The sequence below is a fragment of the Micromonospora sp. NPDC051924 genome (assembly GCF_055586005.1).
This window is the reverse complement of sequence record NZ_JBVJJA010000007.1, coordinates 27,419-44,009: the sequence shown is the minus strand read 5'-3', so window position 1 is coordinate 44,009 and position 16,591 is coordinate 27,419. Positions and strand designations below refer to the sequence as shown.

15 protein-coding genes are annotated in these 16,591 nt (G+C 74.0%); 8 read left to right on the top strand and 7 right to left on the bottom strand.

Annotation, left to right across the window (positions count from 1 at the left end; all coding sequences use genetic code 11):
* Positions 1-54 precede the first annotated feature (54 nt).
* Together ACZ6S5_RS07545 and ACZ6S5_RS07540 are read left to right on the top strand one after the other, a co-directional pair.
* Positions 55-1,284, top strand: coding sequence for a DUF6745 domain-containing protein (locus ACZ6S5_RS07545; protein ID WP_465998775.1), 1,230 nt, complete (start codon positions 55-57; stop codon positions 1,282-1,284).
* A gap of 11 nt (positions 1,285-1,295) precedes the next feature.
* Positions 1,296-1,751 carry a hypothetical protein gene (locus tag ACZ6S5_RS07540; protein WP_465998774.1) on the top strand — a complete coding sequence of 152 codons (456 nt, stop codon included), beginning with the start codon at positions 1,296-1,298 and terminating at the stop codon, positions 1,749-1,751.
* Positions 1,752-1,924: 173 nt separating this feature from the next.
* Here ACZ6S5_RS07540 and ACZ6S5_RS07535 read toward each other — a convergent pair whose 3' ends face one another.
* Entirely contained in the window at positions 1,925-2,560 is a 636-nt protein-coding gene (locus ACZ6S5_RS07535) for a DedA family protein (RefSeq protein ID WP_465998772.1), read from the bottom strand.
* A 214-nt stretch (positions 2,561-2,774) separates the two neighbouring features.
* Between ACZ6S5_RS07535 and ACZ6S5_RS07530 the strand changes: the two genes are divergently transcribed.
* Positions 2,775-3,194 (top strand): ATP-binding protein, encoded by a 420-nt coding sequence (locus ACZ6S5_RS07530; RefSeq protein WP_465998770.1) that lies wholly within the window; start codon positions 2,775-2,777, stop codon positions 3,192-3,194.
* 61 nt (positions 3,195-3,255) lie between these two features.
* Positions 3,256-3,975 (top strand): HD domain-containing protein, encoded by a 720-nt coding sequence (locus ACZ6S5_RS07525; protein WP_465998768.1) that lies wholly within the window; start codon positions 3,256-3,258, stop codon positions 3,973-3,975.
* Positions 3,976-4,229: 254 nt separating this feature from the next.
* Here ACZ6S5_RS07525 and ACZ6S5_RS07520 read toward each other — a convergent pair whose 3' ends face one another.
* The 5 genes from ACZ6S5_RS07520 to ACZ6S5_RS07500 form a co-directional block, all read right to left on the bottom strand.
* On the bottom strand, positions 4,230-4,661 hold the full coding sequence (locus tag ACZ6S5_RS07520) for a barstar family protein (protein WP_465998766.1): 432 nt from the start codon (positions 4,659-4,661) through the stop codon (positions 4,230-4,232).
* 61 nt (positions 4,662-4,722) lie between these two features.
* Entirely contained in the window at positions 4,723-5,175 is a 453-nt protein-coding gene (locus ACZ6S5_RS07515) for a ribonuclease domain-containing protein (protein ID WP_465998764.1), read from the bottom strand.
* A 193-nt stretch (positions 5,176-5,368) separates the two neighbouring features.
* Complete coding sequence (locus tag ACZ6S5_RS07510) at positions 5,369-8,278, bottom strand: M36 family metallopeptidase (protein WP_465998762.1); 2,910 nt, start codon at positions 8,276-8,278, stop codon at positions 5,369-5,371.
* 1,219 nt (positions 8,279-9,497) lie between these two features.
* Positions 9,498-10,412 (bottom strand): HNH endonuclease, encoded by a 915-nt coding sequence (locus ACZ6S5_RS07505; protein ID WP_465998760.1) that lies wholly within the window; start codon positions 10,410-10,412, stop codon positions 9,498-9,500.
* A 90-nt stretch (positions 10,413-10,502) separates the two neighbouring features.
* Positions 10,503-10,742 carry a winged helix-turn-helix domain-containing protein gene (locus ACZ6S5_RS07500; protein ID WP_465998758.1) on the bottom strand — a complete coding sequence of 80 codons (240 nt, stop codon included), beginning with the start codon at positions 10,740-10,742 and terminating at the stop codon, positions 10,503-10,505.
* Positions 10,743-11,058: 316 nt separating this feature from the next.
* On the opposite strand from ACZ6S5_RS07500, the gene ACZ6S5_RS07495 reads away from it, so the two are divergent.
* Together ACZ6S5_RS07495 and ACZ6S5_RS07490 are read left to right on the top strand one after the other, a co-directional pair.
* Positions 11,059-11,337 carry a DivIVA domain-containing protein gene (locus tag ACZ6S5_RS07495; RefSeq protein WP_465998756.1) on the top strand — a complete coding sequence of 93 codons (279 nt, stop codon included), beginning with the start codon at positions 11,059-11,061 and terminating at the stop codon, positions 11,335-11,337.
* A gap of 2 nt (positions 11,338-11,339) precedes the next feature.
* Positions 11,340-11,672 carry a hypothetical protein gene (locus ACZ6S5_RS07490; RefSeq protein WP_465998754.1) on the top strand — a complete coding sequence of 111 codons (333 nt, stop codon included), beginning with the start codon at positions 11,340-11,342 and terminating at the stop codon, positions 11,670-11,672.
* Between the two features lie 31 nt (positions 11,673-11,703).
* Here ACZ6S5_RS07490 and ACZ6S5_RS07485 read toward each other — a convergent pair whose 3' ends face one another.
* Positions 11,704-12,270 (bottom strand): hypothetical protein, encoded by a 567-nt coding sequence (locus ACZ6S5_RS07485; RefSeq protein ID WP_465998752.1) that lies wholly within the window; start codon positions 12,268-12,270, stop codon positions 11,704-11,706.
* 396 nt (positions 12,271-12,666) lie between these two features.
* Here ACZ6S5_RS07485 and ACZ6S5_RS07480 point away from each other — a divergent pair, with 396 nt between their 5' ends.
* Both ACZ6S5_RS07480 and ACZ6S5_RS07475 read left to right on the top strand, forming a co-directional pair.
* Positions 12,667-13,686 carry a hypothetical protein gene (locus ACZ6S5_RS07480; protein WP_465998750.1) on the top strand — a complete coding sequence of 340 codons (1,020 nt, stop codon included), beginning with the start codon at positions 12,667-12,669 and terminating at the stop codon, positions 13,684-13,686.
* A gap of 152 nt (positions 13,687-13,838) precedes the next feature.
* Positions 13,839-16,589 (top strand): AAA domain-containing protein, encoded by a 2,751-nt coding sequence (locus tag ACZ6S5_RS07475; RefSeq protein ID WP_465998748.1) that lies wholly within the window; start codon positions 13,839-13,841, stop codon positions 16,587-16,589.
* The last annotated feature ends 2 nt before the right edge of the window (positions 16,590-16,591 follow it).

The following is a 16,591-nucleotide window of genomic DNA, read 5'->3' as shown; positions in this document are numbered from 1 at the left end:
CTCTGTCAGCATCGACGCCATGATCGAGAGAAAGGGCGTGCACGCCCTGGCGCGATGAGCGCGCACAACCGGCAGCGGGCCAGGCGCCGCGCCGGAATCAGCCGGGACCCGGCGGCACACCTCGACCGCTGGTACCGGGCGGCGGAACTCCGCGACGACTGGCTGCGAACCGCCCTGAGCACCGCACCCGCCGACCGGGAACGCGCGGAACGGGCCATCACCGGCCTCTACGCCCGGCTCGGCCGACCCCGACCCCGCTTCCACTGGGTGTCCAGCCCCCGGCAGGCCGTCGACCTGCTGGACGAAACCCCGATCAACTTCGGTGACCCGCCCGACGAGTCCGCACCCTGGCACGTGGCGCGGCAGCTCGCCGAGGAGTGGGCCGCGCTCGGCCACCGGCTCGACGGATCCGAGGCCACCGGCCTGTCCTGGTGGCCCCGGGAACGGGCGGCCGGCACCCTGCCGCCCGCCGACGCGTTCGCCGCCGGCGCCAGCCTCGCCGACCTGCTCCGCGCGGGGGTACGCGAGTCGCTGAGCCGGTCCGTCCACGACGCGGTACGCGGTCCGCTGCGGGCCGCCCTCGCCGCGGCGGTCGGCGAACCACCCGGCCTGCGCTGGCACGGGCAGCACGACGTGCCCTGGGTGGCGTACCAGGACATCCGACGGCGGCTGCGCCCCGGCGCGTGCGCGCCCGACGACGAGCGCCACCTCGACCTGTGGGCCGAGGTGACCCGCTCCGGCGGCTGGTGGTGGCCCCGCGAGCGGGTGTGCGTGGTGACCGAACGGACCACCGTCACGCACACCGAGGCCGCGCCGGGCGCGCTGCACGGCGAGGTCCGCACCCACAGCGCGCACGGCCCGGCCCTCGGGTACGCCGACGGCTGGGGCGCCCACTCCTGGCACGGCACCGCCGTCCCCGGGTGGGTGATCGACGAACCGACCGTCGAGCGGATCGCCCGGGAACGCAACGTCGAGGTGCGCCGCTGCGCCATCGAGCACCTCGGCTGGGACGCGTACCTCGACCAGGCGCGGTTGCGGCTGGTCGCCGACGCCCCCGACCCCGGCAACCCCGGCTGCCGGCTCCGGCTCTACGACCTGCCCCGGCAGGTGTGGGGCGCCCCGGCCCGGGTGCTGCTGGCGGTCAACGGCTCCGTCGAGCGCGACGGCCGGCGCCGCCGGTACGGCCTCACCGTCCCCGCCCACCTCGACGATCCCGTCGCCGCCGCCGGCTGGTCCTACGGCCTGACCGGCGCTCAGTACGCCCTCCTGCTCCGTCGAACCTGAAGGTGACCGCCATGACCACGACCATGACCCTGACCCTGGCCGACCTGACCGGCCGCACCGGCCTGACCGTGCTCGACCACCTGGAACAGCAGGTCCGCATCCCCGTCCTCGACGGCCCCCAGGCGCAGGGCGACCTGATCGTCGTCCCGCTGCGCCTGCTCGACGACGTGCACCTGGGCGCCCGGGCGCGCTGGCGTCCGGTCCCGCCCGCCGGGGTGGAACTGCTGCGCGGAGCCGCCGGCGGCAACCCGCACACCCTGGTCGCCGAACCGGGCGACGCCCGCTGGACCACCGACGTCGCCGATCCGCAGCGGCTCGCCGTCGGCGTGCTGCGCTGCACCGGGCCCGCGTACCTGGTCCATCCCGAGCACGGCGGCTCCGGCATCGCGCCCGGCACGTACCTCGTCCGCCGGCAACGCGAGCGGAGCACGGGGTGGGGCGGCGGCGACTACCTGGTCGCCGACTGACCCGGGGTTCCCGACGGGCCGCCCGACCGCACTGTTCCTTTGGCTCTGCAGCCACCAACGCGGCGGCGACTCCGGCCGGGGGGGATGCGCGGCTCGCCGCAGGGCAGAGGCGACGAAAGAGCCTGACCCGCTCGCCCGCCGGACCGACGGGGGCCGGCGGACGGCGGGTCGGCTCAGGGCCGTCCCGCCGGCGCCTTCCGCTCCCGGCGGGCGGCCCGGCGGGACCGGACCACCCACCCCACCACGAACAGCACCACCAGCGCCAACACCGCCTCGCCGCCCCAACCCAGCCGCTGTTCCAGCAACCGGTACGACGCGCCGGCCAGGTAACCGAGCAGGGCCACCGTCACCGCCCAGAGCGCCCCGCCGGCCACGTTCGCCACGGTGAACGCGCCCCGCGGGATGCCACTCATCCCGGCCAGGCCGGGCACCAGCGCGCGCAGCGCCGCCGCCCACCGGCCCAGCACCACCGCCACCGCGCCCCGCCGGCGGATCAGGTCGAGGGCCCGGCGCACCTCCCCGGAGCGGACGAACCGGCGGGGCGTCCGGTCCAGCAGCCGGTGGCCGTACCGGCGCCCGACCAGATAGCCGACCTGGTCGCCGAGGGCCGCCCCGGCGACCGCCGCCACGATCACCGCCCAGAGCGGCAGCCGCCCCTCGTGGGCGAGCACCCCGCCGACCAGCACCGCCACCTCGCCGGGCACGAGCAGGCCGAGGAAGGTCGACGCCTCCAGCGCCGGCAGCAGGAAGACCAGCGCCAGGACCAGGGCGGGCGGCAACGCCACCAGCAGGTTCAGCAGCCGGTCCATCCGCCGATTGTCACCCGTGGGCCGGCGGTACGCCCGCTGTCCCGGGGACCGCGCGCTGGCACCACCGGCACCGGTACGGAATGATCATGCGGGGGCACGGTCGGGCCGGGGGAATGAACCCCCTCCTCACCGGGGACAATAGGGTGAGAACGGGGCGGTGACAGCGCGAGCGAGCGCCCAGGCCCGGGGACGTACGCGGGACAGGGGGCCGGACGTGGAGGGTGGGACAGCCGCCGGGACCGGCCGGGTCCTCACCATCGACCTGCCGGCCGATCCGGGGCAGCTCGCCCCCACCCGGGAGCGACTGCGCGGCTGGCTGCGCGACCTGGGCGTGAGCGAGTGGGACGTCGAAACGGTGCTGATCGCCACCGGCGAGGCCTGCGCCAACGCCATCGAGCACGGCTACCGCTTCGCCCCCGCCGGGATCACCACGCTCCGCGCCGTACTGCGCGACGACCTGCTGGAGATCGAGGTACGGGACCACGGCGGCTGGCGGGAGGACGACGGCGAGGACGGCACCGACCGGGGCCGGGGCCGGCTGATCATGGCCCGGGTGATGGACGAGGCGACCATCGTCGGCACCCCGGAGGGGACGACCGTACGCATGGTCAAGCGGCTCTCCGGCGACCGCTGACGACGGTCGGGTGACCGACGGCCCGGCCCCACCGGTAGTGAAGATCCGCTATAAGTGGACCATGGAGTTCCCCGCGTACCTGGCCACGATGCCGATGCACGCGATCACCGAGATCCACGGCGAACCGGGCCTGCTCGCCCGGTTCCGGCTGGAGATCGAGGCGTTCGACGAGGCCGCCCGGAACCGGCTCACCGAAGCCCTCGACCTGGCCGCCGAGCTGCACCGCGACGACCGGCGGGTACGCGAGCCGTACCTCAACCACCTGCTCCGGGTGGCGATCCGGATGATGCACCACTACCAGGTGCGGGACGTGGACGTCATCGTCGCGGGTCTGCTGCACGACGCGGCGGAGGACCACCCGGCGGAGCTGGCCGGCCGACACGCCGACGGCGATCCGACCGCTGCCGCCCTCGCGGCCCTCGCCGGCCGGTTCGGCCCACGGGTCGCCCGGCTGGTCGGCGCGGTCACCAATCCCGCGTACGAGCCGGGGCGTGACCCGCACGTCCAGTACCGCGAGCACGTCGCGGCGAGCCTGGACCGGGAGCCCTGGGCCCGGGTGATCAAGGTGTCGGACTTCACCGACAACGGCGTCGGCGTGATCCACACGGTCGGGCCGAAGGTGGCCCGCTCGGCGGCCAAGTACCGGCCGCTGGTGCCGGTCTTCCGGGACCTGATCGCCCGGCCCGACACCCCGCTGTCCGCCCCGGTCAAGCGGCACATCTTCGCCCAGCTCGACCTCGCCGAGGAGCGCTTCAGCGCCATCCTCGACCAGCCCAACTGACCCTGCCCACGCGCGCCGCATCCGTCCGCCGCGCCGCCGGCCTTCCCGTCGCCCGGGCTGCGCTGCGTGCCGCCCCCATCCTGGGCGGGCGAGGCCCGCAGTCGATGATCCACTCGTGCTGCGGCAGGTTGCCGTATCCCGCGTGTCGGATACCGCCCATCGCGGCAGGCCGAGTGGATCAAGGGTGGACCGGACCCGGCGTCAGGACCGGGCCGGCGCGGGAGGCCGCCCCGCGTCGGCGGGTGGTGGGTGGGTCAGCGGGGGTCGGCGGGTCGGGCGCCGACGTGGCCGCCCAGGGCGGCGACGATCCGGTGCCGCAGCGCGGGCAGCCGGTCGGCCCGGTCGCAGAGCAGCACCCGCAGCGAGTGGTGCCCGCCGGCGGCCACCCCGCCCAGCACGTCGAGCAGGGTGCCGAGCTGCGCGGGCGGCTCGTCGGCCAGGAGTTCCCCGGCGTCCCGGACCACCAGGGTGAGCGGGCCGCTGTCGAGCCGGTCGGCGAGCACGTCGGCGAGCGCGTCCCAGTTGTGGCCGAAGTGGCCGGGCAGGGCCAGGGCCGTGGCGAGCACGTCGAAGAGGCCGGCCCGGGTGCGGGCGCTCGCCCCGCCGAGGGCGGTCCCGGCCGGGTCGGCGCCGGCCGCGCCGTCGAAGGCCAGCCACGCCGGCAGGTACGGGTCCGCTGCGGCCATCCTGGTCATCCTCTCCCGTTGAGCGGGCCGGGCCGCCGCGCGACCCGACCCCCAAACCTTGTCAGAGCAGGTAGAAGTTCGCGTAGTGATCGGGCGAGAACCAGGTCGCTCCGGTGCTCTTGTTGACCACGATCCGGTACGCGTCGCGGGACGCGCCACAGGCGCGCGGGTAGACGTCGTACTCGTAGTAGGTGGCGTTGGCGGGAAGCTGGCCTTCGTAGTTGTAGAACCGGCCGCCGGCGAAGTTGCACAGCCCGCCGCTCCAGGAGTACCAGCCGCGGGTGGTCGGGAAGCTCTTGGCGGACCAGCCCGAGCGCGCCGTGCGGGCGTCCGTGCAGCGGGTCATCGTGCAGGAGCTGTAGACGGCGGCGCGGGCCGGCTCGGCGAGCTTCGGCGAGACCACCGAGGGGCCGACGAGTCCGGTGGCGACCATGGCCGTGAGCAGGGCGAAGGCGCCGAGGATCCGGCGTACGCGGGTACCGGTGGCGCGGAGCAGGGTCGCGGGCGTGGTCATGGGGTCCTCCCGGTCCGGACGACTGGACATCGATCGATGTCGCTTTTTCGATCGGGCCCCAGTCTGGCGGTGATCCTCGCGGACGGACAAGCCCTCGGCGGAAACCGTCTCCCAACGCCGGATGAACCCTGGATGAGCCACCCCGGGGCCGGACACGCCGGCCCGGCCCCGGGGTCACCCGCACCCCCGCCGCCTACTGCGCGAACGCCTGGAACTCGGCGATCCGTACGTTGTTCGCCTGCGGGCTGGCGGTGCCGCAGTCGGTCGCCGCACCCGGGTCGGCGTCCTGCTCACCGGCGTAGTCGGGTGCGCCGGTGCACTGGTTGGTCACCACCTCGACCCGCAGGTGGGTCGCCGTCGTCCGCGGGATGTCGAACGACCGCATGATCAGCTCCGGGGCCCGCGGCCGCGGCGCGACCGACGGGAAGGCGTCCGTCGGGCTGGTCCAGACCAGCCGGAAGTCCGCCGGGTCGGCGCAGTCGACGCCGTCGGTCGCCGTGCAGGCGAGGACCCGGAACTGCCGCAGCGCGGAGAACCGGCTCTGCGTACCGGCGTCCGGGTCGCCGGCGACCGGCGGCCGGAGCATGGCGCTGACCTGCACCCGGCGAATCTGCCGGGCGTCGCCGGCCAGGTCGACGGTGACCTGCCGGCCGGCGACCGGGGTGCCCAGCGAGGCCCAGTTGGTGGCCTCGTCGTCGTCGGCGATCCGGGCCAGGTTGATCCCGTCCCCGGTGACCGTGGCGCCGGCGGCGGTGGAGGCGAGGTTGGCGCGTACCTGCACGGGCAGGTCGCGGACCTGGCCGGCCTTGACGGTGACCGGGCCGACCCGGACGTGGCCGTGGCCCGGGGCGCGGACGACGAACTCGTACGTGCCGGGGACCAGGCGGACCTGGTCGGTGAGCGGGGTGGCCGGGTCGGAGTCGGCCACCGGCACCGCGCGGGCCTGGTAGCGCCCCACGAACAGCTGCGCCCCCGACACGATCGCGTCGTCGTCGACCGGACGGAAGGTCAGCGTCGCCTCGTCCGCGTACGGGGAGGTGAAGCCCGGCGTCGGGTTGACGTCGCCGTTGCCCGCGCTGGCCGCGCCCTCGCCCAGGCCGCGGGCGGCGAACGCGTTCCAGAGCAGGTCCTGGTTGGCCCCGCCGAAGCGGATCCGGTCGGCGGCGAGCATCGCGTCCCGGGCGTCGACCATGCTGACCTGGCTGACCGCCATCAGCAGGAACGAGTCGAAGACCAGCTGGATCCAACGCCGGTTGCCCGGGCAGGCGGTCACCGGCGTCGTCCCCTCGGCGCAGGACTTCTGCAGGGCCGCGTCGCCCGCGCCGTAGCGGCGCATCATCGCCGCCCGGATGTCGGCGTTGGTGGCGCTCCACACCTCGCCGGAGGCGTGTACCTGGAGGCCGACGAAGTCGTAGTCGATCGCGCTGTAGTTGAGCGGGCTGTCGCTCATGTTGTAGTTGCGGATGCCCGCGCCCGGGTCGCGGGTGGTGTACTCGCCGATGGTGAAGCCGCGCCGGCCGGGCGCCGCGTACCCGTGCTCGTAGAGGTACTCCATGGCGAGCTGGTCCGACCAGCTCTCCCCCATGCCCTGCGGGGCGCTCACCCCGGCGTTCGGGCCGGCGATCATGCGGTTGCTGATCGCATGGCCGTACTCGTGGGCGATGACCGACATGTCGAAGTCACCGTCGACGCAGGGCGCGTAGAACGAGCCGGCGCTCGGCTGCCACAGGTACATGTTGGTGGTCGGCGCGACCCCGTCCGGCGGGGTGATCTGATTGGCGTTGTTCCGGGCGGCGAAGCTCGGTGGGCCGCCGCTGACCCCGCCGGCCTGGGCGTTGCCCTGCTCGGCGTCGTTGCCGAGCCCGCCGCGGCCGAGGTTGTCCCGCTGCAGGTTCCAGGTGGCCTCGGTGAAGCCCAGGTGGTACGACCAGTCGTGCATCCGGTTGTGCATCGCGAACAGGTTCGCCCGGGCCGCGTCGATGTCGTTGGCCTGTGGCGCGGTGAAGGCGTCCGGGTTGCACTTCCGCTCGTACCACTGGTTGGTCCACGGGTAGGCGTAGTTCCGGTCCGGCCGTGGCGTGGCGGTCTCGGTGCCCACGCTGAACGGGTCGTTGCTGAACCAGTTCTGCACCGCGATCGCGTTGTTGCCCCGGGTGGTGGCGGTCGACGCCCCGGTGGTCGGGTCCACGTCCCAGGCCGGTGAGCCGGGCACCCCCACCACCTCGGCGCAGCCGGCCGCCGGCGCGGCGCACCAGCGCACCCGGGTGTCGGTGGAGGACTTGTCGACCGACGGGGTGTTCGGGAAGACCTCCCAGGACGGGTTGTCGGCGTCCTGGTCGACCAGGTCCTCGCGGACCAGCACGCCGCCGTCCCGGGCGTCCACGTAGGTGGAATAGGCGGCCGGCCCCGCGCCGGCGACGTCCGCGCCGAGGACCACCTCGTAGGCGGCCCGCGGGCCCCGGTCGGCGGTCGGCACCGCGACCAGCGAGGTACGCAGGATCGCCGGGTCGGTCAGGCCGGCGTCGGCGGCGGCGGTCCGCCGGGCCTGCTCGGCGGTGACGGTGGCCGGCGCCGGGGTGCCGCCGTCCCGGGCCAGGGACGAGCTGACGTGCCAGACCGCGCCGTCGCGTACGCCGACCGCGAGGATCCCGTCCACGGCGGCCGGCAGGTTGCCGAAGCGCTGCCGGAACAGCACGGTGGCGCCCTCCCCCATCGGGGCGACGGTCAACTGCTCCAGGGCCGCCGCCCCGCCGGCGGTCAACCCGAGCAGTTCCCGGTTGGCCGCCACGTACGACCGCGCGGCGGCGGCCGGGTCGGCGGGCAGGCCGGTGGCCAGCGGCCGGCCGGTCGAGGTCAGCGCGGCCGGGGTGCCGAAGTCGGTCCAGCGGACCCGGGCCCCGAGCGCGGCGGCGCGGTCCCGCTGCCGCTCGGTGGGGTCGATCCGCCCCTGCCGGTTGTCCCTGGTTCCGCTGTCGTGGCGGTCGCCCGGCAGCTGCGCGGGCGAGGCCTGGGTCGGGTTCTCGTCCCGGGGTGCCGCCTGGCCGCCAGCTCCTGCGGTCAGGACCAGCCCGGCCGCGAGCAGCAGCGCGGCGGTCCCCGTCAACGCACGGGATGGTGTGCGCACGGTCCCTCCTGTCGTCGAACGGCGTTGTCCGTTCCCGCCATCCGACCAAGCCACAGTGGCCATGGACACCGGCCGAACATCCATAAATGACGTTGTCTCGATGCATCGCGGGCGTCGCCGGTCCGGCTGTCCCCGGGGGGCACCAGGGTCGATGCTCTGCGGTGGCTGAAGGTGCCCTGACAGCGGGCCGTCACCTGCCGTACCTCCTGGTCCGATTCGCAGGAACGGTCCGTCCCGCTGTCGGCGTCGTGTCAGTCGCCCGGTCCCCGCCCCGCCGGGCAGCACGATGAACGCTCCTCCACCTCAAGGGAGGACGACCATGAACACCGCACGGATGAATATTGCAAGGTCGAGGGCGGTCTGGCTCGGCGTCGGCCTGAGCTCCGCACTCGTGCTGGCGGGCAGCGTGGCGTACGCCGACGACACGACCGCCACGACCACGTCCACGGCCTGCGTGGACAAGCAGGGCCGGCTGCAGGTCGTCGACGAGTCCGGAAGCTGCAAGGACACCGAACGGCGAATCACCTTAACGCCACCGGGCCGCAGGGACCGGCAGGGCCGCAAGGACCGGCCGGCCCGCAGGGTGAGCCCGGACCGACGGGGCCCGCCGGTCCGGCGGGGCCGAAGGGTGACACCGGCCCCGCTGGACCGCAGGGCGAGGCCGGAGCCGCCGGGCCGGTGGGTCCGCAGGGTGCCACCGGGGCGGCCGGGCCGCAGGGGCCCAAGGGCGACCCCGGCGGCGTCAACGGCCGGATCCACGTCGGAGAGTTCCGCTACAACAGCGTCACGGCCAAATGGTCGTGAACGGCAGCCTGGGCCTCGCGGTCACCCGCAACGGCCCGGGCGACTACAACCTCCTCTTCGACTCCGGCTTCACGAGCCCCGACAAGTGCACGTCATGCTTCAGCCGGTCTTCCTGGGCGCGAACAACCGGCCCGACATGGTCGCGTTCGTCAACGCCACGGGCGCCCCGCGCGCTCTACGAGCCGAAGGTGGACGCGGACACCAAGGTGGTCGTGGCCTGCGCTCCGGGGTACTGAACGGCAGTCAGCGCCGGCCGGTCCCGCCCCGGCCGGGCTTCTCCGCGCTGGTCGGCGCGACCAGCGCGACGACTCACCGCCTCCAAGCGCAGAGTGGGCACCCGGGCCCGCCAAGCGCCCTGTCCCGACTCTCACGGCACCATCATCGACCCGGGCGGTCAGGCCGCCTTGAAAACGGTGTCCAGGTGCCACTCCAGGAACTCAGCGTTGGGCCGATCGCCCCGCCGCTCCGGCACGGCGATTGTCGTGCCGGCCTTGGCGTAGAACTGGTCGCCGTTGCCGAATTCACTACGCAGCCGAGGGCTGACCATCAGCCGGTACTTCGGGTCCACGCCCAGGTAGCCCCGATCGAAGAGGATGTGCACGTCCGACTTGAGCAGCAGACCGTTGTCGATGCGATGCTCCCCGCCGTGCGGGAGCGGTCGGATGTGAGCCGCCTGCAGCACCGGCTGAACCTTGTTCCCGGTGATGGCGCAGCGCCGCCCGTAGGCACCGAGGACCACCGCCTTGAACGACTGCTGGCCGAGACGCTGCGGCACCAGACGCGGGTCACCGTACACAGGTCCGGGTCGGTGCCAGGGCTCGTTGAGGTCGAGCTCGACCGCCACGCCCAGGAGGCGGTGCAGCAGGAGGTCGAAGTACCCGGTCACCGACGGGTCGGACAGCTCGTACGTCTTTCCCTGCACCACGTTGGAGGCGAATCCCGGTGGCGGGTCGGCAGTGGCCCCATCGGAGAAGAAGACGCTGTCCCTGACGAAGATGCAGCCGATGGTGGGATCTTCGTCGAGCCCGATCGGCTGCTTGCGATACCGGCCGACGCTGTGGCGCATCTCGTCCAGGCTGGCGACGCCGTTGGCCTCGCCGAACAGCTCCCAAGCCTCGGAGATCCTCAGCCGGGTGAAGCCGCTGAAGAAACCTCCGCCGACAATACGGTTCAGCGGGTAGTGCGCCTTGAAGAAGAAGGGCTCACCGGGCGTGAGAGCCCGGAAGCCACCGCCGGAAGGCCGCCAGAAGTTGACCTCCGTCAGCCCGGGCCGCTCAGCCAGGAAGCGGTACCACTTCTGGTCTGTCACGCCGACGAAGGTCTTCACAACGGTCAGCGTGCACCGAGATTGATCTTTTCCGCTACCCCGAAAAGGCCAGCGCGTTGCCCGCCAGGAGCGTCAGGGCTCGCGCATCCAGGTCTTCGGGTCGGTGATGAAGATGCCCTTTCCCTGATGCCGTCGGATCACGCGCAGCGCCTCCAGCCGGACGTAGACCATTTGGATGGTCGACGAGCTGACCTCGAAGCGGTCGGCCATCTCCGCGATCGAGGGCAGCTTGTCCCCCGGTTGCACCTTCCCGCCGTGCAGGTCGCTGATGATCTCGTCCGAGATCCGGATGTAGTCCGGTGTCTGTGGCATGGCACTCCTCGCGTGGCACGCCAATTTGATCACGACACGCACTGACCAGACAACCGAGCGTTGCCTTCCGCTACTTAGGCATATATGGTTGATCGCGAGCCGGCCCTCGCGTGGCAACGAGTTCGGCTCATCCCCCTGGTCGGGGCGGGTGCGCGTGCCCGTCCCGACCCACCGAACTGCTCCGTCGTCGTACCGCTGATCTCAAGCTGCGGCGGCGGAGCGGGCGGGTCGCCAGCGGCCGGCGTGCGGACGGCCCGCCCTTCCAGACCCACCGCACCGACCCTCCGCGCTTCCGCCTGCCCCGGAAAGGACCGACGTGACCCAGGTGTATCGATCCGGCCAGCTCTACGGGACCGGCCTGCCGGCCCGGTTGACGGCGCACGAGGTGCGGACCCGCACGTTCGACCCGCGCCGCCGGGGCGTCGACCCCGAGCAGGTACGCGAGTTCCAGGCTCAGGTCGCCGACGAGCTGACCGACCTCCACCGGCGGGTACGCCACCTCACAGAGGAGAACGAACGGCTCAAGCGGGCGCTGCGCGACTGGCAGACCATGCACGCCCGGGAGTGCCGGCCGCCGAACGACGGTTGCTGGTAGCGGTGCGACCGCAACCAGGTGACCTGCTACGGATCGACGGCCGCGCCTCGGTGCAGTTCGCCGGCGATCGCGCTCTGACCTTCCGGGTCGTCTCGGTCTGCCCCAAGCCGACGTACACCGGCTGGGTGTGGCTGACCGGCTACGTCGTCGACCGGCGCGGCCAGGCGATCGACCGGCGCGAGATCTTCGTCCAGCTCGCTGGCCTCCGCCGTGCGGCCAGCACCCCGACCCCGAGCCGCACTCGTGTCATCCGCCCCGATGGTTCGCGGCGTGACCAGGGTGACGGCGGAACAGCTTGCGACGGCTCGGGGGTGCGTGTTCGGACTAATGCTTGATGGGACGCCCCGGCTTGCGCGTGAGGGCGGGTCAGTCGCAGTAGTCGCAGCGACCGCTCACCGGTAGTTGAATGCCGCACCGTGCACAGGTGGGGCGGCGGGGCTGCGGAGCATTCCTGCCCCGACGTCGTACGGCTGCCTCAAGTGCGGGTGCGAGGGCAGGCTGTCCGCCGTCCGCCGGCAGTCCTGCCGCCTTGAAATAGCGATAGCAATCCAGTCGGGCAGCCGCAGCGTGCCGCTCACGTTCCATCTCATCCTCGACCGACGCCTGACCGGCCACCTGCAACACCTCGGCGTATCCCGTGCCGACCTTGCCGTCGTCCTTGTGCACGACCAGTGCCGTCAGCGGCGGGTCCCCCTGCAGGTGCGCCCGACGGACGACCCGACCCAGGACGGGACCGATCCAGTTGTGGAGGAGGGCGGAGGTGTGGATGCCGGACCTGTCCTGCACCGCGGCGCCGACCTCCCCGTAGGTGATGACCTCGTGATACCGCTGTGCCACCTCGACAAGGAGGTCGTACGCGTGCCGCGCCCAGATGCCCCAGGCATCCTCCGCGCTGACCGTTTCCCCGGATTCCCGCCAATATCCGCGTCGCACGATCAATTCCCTTCACCGACGTAGAGCTACCGCTCGATGCAGGGTAGAACTGGGATCCCACCGCATGCCGCCCGGCGAGGGGGTCGGGAAGGACGAAGGTGGAATTAGTGCTCGGCACAGGGCTGCGGTGGAGCTACCGTCCGCTGCGGATCCTGGGTCGGACTAGGAGGTCGACACGCGGCAGAGCCGAGCCGGCGTGCGATGCGCCCGCGCGGCTGCCGGCAGATCCGCTGCCACCTTGTTAGCTTGGGTCGACGGATCGTCCGCGGAGCAGCGGCGACCGTTGCTGCTGCTCCGCGCGACACCCCTCGTTGAGCCAACCCGGTGCGGACCGCCGCGCCGAGGCGACCGCCGCCGCCCACCCGGGCGGGGCGGGCCCGGGACGAGGGAGATGCGATGACCGACGCGTCGAGCGGGGACCCGACGCCGGAGGAACGCCCGCGACGACGGGTCGACCGCGGCCGGGAGGTCGCAGGTGTGGCCGCCCGGACCGTCGTGACGTGGCTCCGCGCGCTCTGGAAGAAGTTGTGCGTGCTCTGGGCGCGGTTGTTCCCCGTCGTTAGGAAGATGTTGTCCGAGGTGGACTCGTCGGCTCCCCTGCCCCCAGAGGGCATCGAGCGACGGAACGCGTCCGGGCCGATCGAGGTGCGCGCCCAGGGGCACGTGTTCACCTTCACCGTCGGGGCCACCTTCACCTGGTCGTCCACCCGGCTGAGCCCGGAGCTGCTGCGCTGGTACGCCGACTACTACCGGACCCACGCGACAGATCGGCTGCGAGCCCTGGCGACCGAGCGGGCCCGCACCTTCCCTCCTGAGCGGGCGGACGACCTCCAGGCCGCGCTGCGGCAGGCCGTCGCCGACAAGCCGCCCTGGTCCTTCGGGGGCGAGACGCTGGGCATCACATGCCGGCCGGACGTGTGGGTCAGGCTCGACCAGCGGGTGAGGAAGATCCTCCTGCCGTACTGGGAGAACCTGATCGAGCTGGAGTGCCAGAACAGGCTGAACACCAGGCGCGCGGAGTACGCCGAGCGGCTCAACCGGCGCTGGATGACGATCATGGACGAGGCCGTCGACCACCTGGCCACGAGCGACGCGGCCCAGGCGATCAACGAGGAGGCCCTCCGCGTCCGGCAACGCCTCATCGCGGAGCAGCAGGCCAATGAGCAGTGGCGCGAGGGCCTCCGCCGGGAAGGCCGACGCCTCGACGGCATCTTCGACTTCCTCAACGCGGTCGACATCGTCTCGCAGCGGACACCCGATCAGGGCCACCCGGAATCCGGGACATCGACCGAGGCGGCGACCGCCCAGACCGACCCGGCACCGGATGCCGACCAGGCGGACGCGGAATCACCATCGGCCGCCGCGGCTGCGCCCGTCCCGGATGCGCAGCCGCGCCCCGGGCCGGGTGTGTCCTGACGCCACCCGCAGTCGCCGCAGCCGATCGACCTGCGCCGCCGGCTCGGGGCGTCTCGGCTCCGAGGGGTACGACCGGCGGGCCCTGTTCCAGAGCCCGGAGGCCGAGACGGCTGCCCGGCCGTCCGTGCCGGGGTACGGCAGAATCGCGGGCGATGGAGGCGGCGGCGATCCTCACCGCGCTCGCCGACCTGGCCCCGGCCGGCGCCGAGCGGAGTTTCGACGTGTCCGGCTCCGGTCGCCCGCTGGTCTGGCTGCCGGAGCCCGACCGGGGGCCGCGCGGCGCCCGGCTCGACCGCCTCGCGGCGCTGGACGCGCTGCACCGCGACGAGCGGATCCTGCGCCGGGGCCTGGCCTTCGTGGTGGGGAGCGCCGACCTGGACGGCGGCCGGCGGCGGGTCCGGCTGCCGCTGCTGGCCCAGCCCGTACGCCTGGACCGCACCCGCCGGGGCTACCGGATCGTGCCGGCCGGCGACCTGGAACTGACCCCGCTGATCGAGGACCGGGAGCTGGCCGCCCGGCTGGAGGCGGCGCCGGGGCTGGCCGGAGCGGGTTGGCTCGCCGCGCCCGGCACCACCGCGTGGCTCACCGCCGCCGCCGAGGCCGCAGGCCTGAAACCGGAGGCGGTGCTCGCGCGGCCGCCCCGCAGCATCGACGACACCACCCTCACCGGGGTGGCCGCCGCCGCGCTCTTCGTGACCCGCGACGTGCTCGCCGGCCGGCTGCGCGACACCCTGCTCAGCTGGGCCGCCCGCCCCGGGCTGGCGGACACCGCGCTGCGCCGCCTCTACGCCGGGGACGGCGCTACCGGGCCGTCCCCGGACGACGCCGAGGTGCTGTCGCCGCTGCCGCTGACCGAAGCCCAGCGGGACGTGGTCCGGCGGGCCAGGACCGAGCCGGTCGTGGTGGTCTCCGGCGCGCCCGGCAACGGCAAGAGCCACGCCCTGGTGGCTGCCGCGCTGGACACCGTGGACCGGGGCGGTTCCGTGCTGGTGGCCACCCAGTCGGTGCACGCCGCCGACGTGCTGGGCGAGCTGCTGCGCCGCCACCCCGGCCCGACGCCGGTGCTGTTCGGCGACGCCGAGCGCCGCGACGCCATCGCCACCGACCTGGCCGGTGGTTCCGGGGCGGGCGCGGACGACGCGACGCTGCGGGCCGACGACGCCGCCGTGGCGGCGGCCCGGGACCGGGTGGCCGACGTGCTGACCGGCGTCGTCGCCGCGCTCGACGAGGAACGGCTGGCCGCCACGCTGCCCGGCTGGCAGCCGCTGCTGTCGGCGCTGGGCCGGGACGTGCCGGGCGTGTTCGATCCGGACACCGACCTGGCCGAGGTGCGGGCCGCGCTGTCCGAGGCCACCCGCGCCGGCGACGGCTGGTGGCGGCGCTGGCGGCGGGCGCGGGCCGGGCGGCGGCTGGGGCGGCTGGCGGGCGGCGGTGCGGGCGTACCGGTGGAGCGGTTGCGGGCCGCGCTGGCGGCGGCGGACGCGGTCCGGGCGGCGGCCCGGCTGGCCGCCACCGGCGGCACCGACCTGGCGCCCGCCTGGCGCAGCCTGGCCGAGGCGGACGCCGCGCTGGCCGACGCGGTCGGCACGGCGATGCGGCACCGGGCGACCAGCGCCCGCCGGTGGACCGGCGCGGCGCGACGGGCCACCAGCGGCCTGGGCGCGGCGCTGCGGGCCGGCCGCAACCGGCGCCGGGAACTGCTCGCCGGGCTGGACGCCGAGGCGCTGGTCCGGGCACTGCCGCTGTGGGTGGGCACGGTCGCCGACGTCGAGGACCTGCTGCCGCCGGTGGCCGGGATGTTCGACCTGGTGGTGCTCGACGAGGCGGCCCACATCGACCAGCTCCGGGCCGGCCCGGTGCTGGCGAGGGCGCGCCGCGCGCTGGTCGCCGGCGACCCCCGGCAGCTGCGGTTCGTGTCGTTCGTGTCCGACGTCGACATCGACGCCACGCTGCGCCGGCACGGCCTGGACCGGTACGGCGACAGGCTCGACGTCCGCCGGTCCAGCGCCTTCGACGTGGCGGCCGGCGCCGCCCCGGTGAGCTGGCTGGGCGAGCACCACCGCTCCGTGCCGCACCTGATCCAGTTCTCCGCCCGCCGGTTCTACGGCGACCGGCTGGAACTGGTCACCCGGCATCCGCGCAACGAGCGCGCCGACGTCATCGACGTGCTGACCGTCGCCGACGCGACGCTGGCCGACGGAGTCAACCAGGCCGAGGTGACGGCCACCCTCGACCTGGTCCGGCGGCTCGCCGCCGACCCGCCGCCGGGCGGGATAGCGGTGGTCAGCCCGTTCCGGGCGCAGGCCGACGCGCTGGAGGCCGCGCTGCTGGCCGCCTTCGACGTCGACGAGATCGAGCGGCTCGGGCTGCGGTCGGGCACCGTGCACGCGTTCCAGGGCAGCGAGGCGGACGTGGTGGTCGCCTCGCTGGGGCTGGTCGACGCCGACCCGCCGTCCCGGCACCGGTTCGTGGCCGACCCCAACCTGTTCAACGTGCTGGTCACCCGGGCCCGCCGCCGGCTGACCGTGGTCACCTCGCTGCGCGCGGCCGACGGGCTGGTCGGCGACTACCTCGGGTACGCGGGGCGACCCCCGGCGGCGCCGGATCCGGAGCCGGTGACGGGCTGGACCGCCGCCCTGGCCGAGGAGCTGCGCCGGTTGGGGCTGCCGGTGCGGCCCGGCTACCCGGTGGGCCGGTGGCGGGTCGACCTCTGTGTGGGCCCGGACGCGGACGCCGTCGGCGTGCTCTGCGCGGTGCACCCGGACGGGCCGGCGGCGCACGTGGAGCGACAGCGGACGTTGATCCGGGCGGGGTGGCGGCTGCACGACGCGTTCGCCAGCCGCTGGGCGGACGACCCGATCCGCGCCGCCCTCGACCTGGCGTCCCGACTCGACTGCGGCTGACG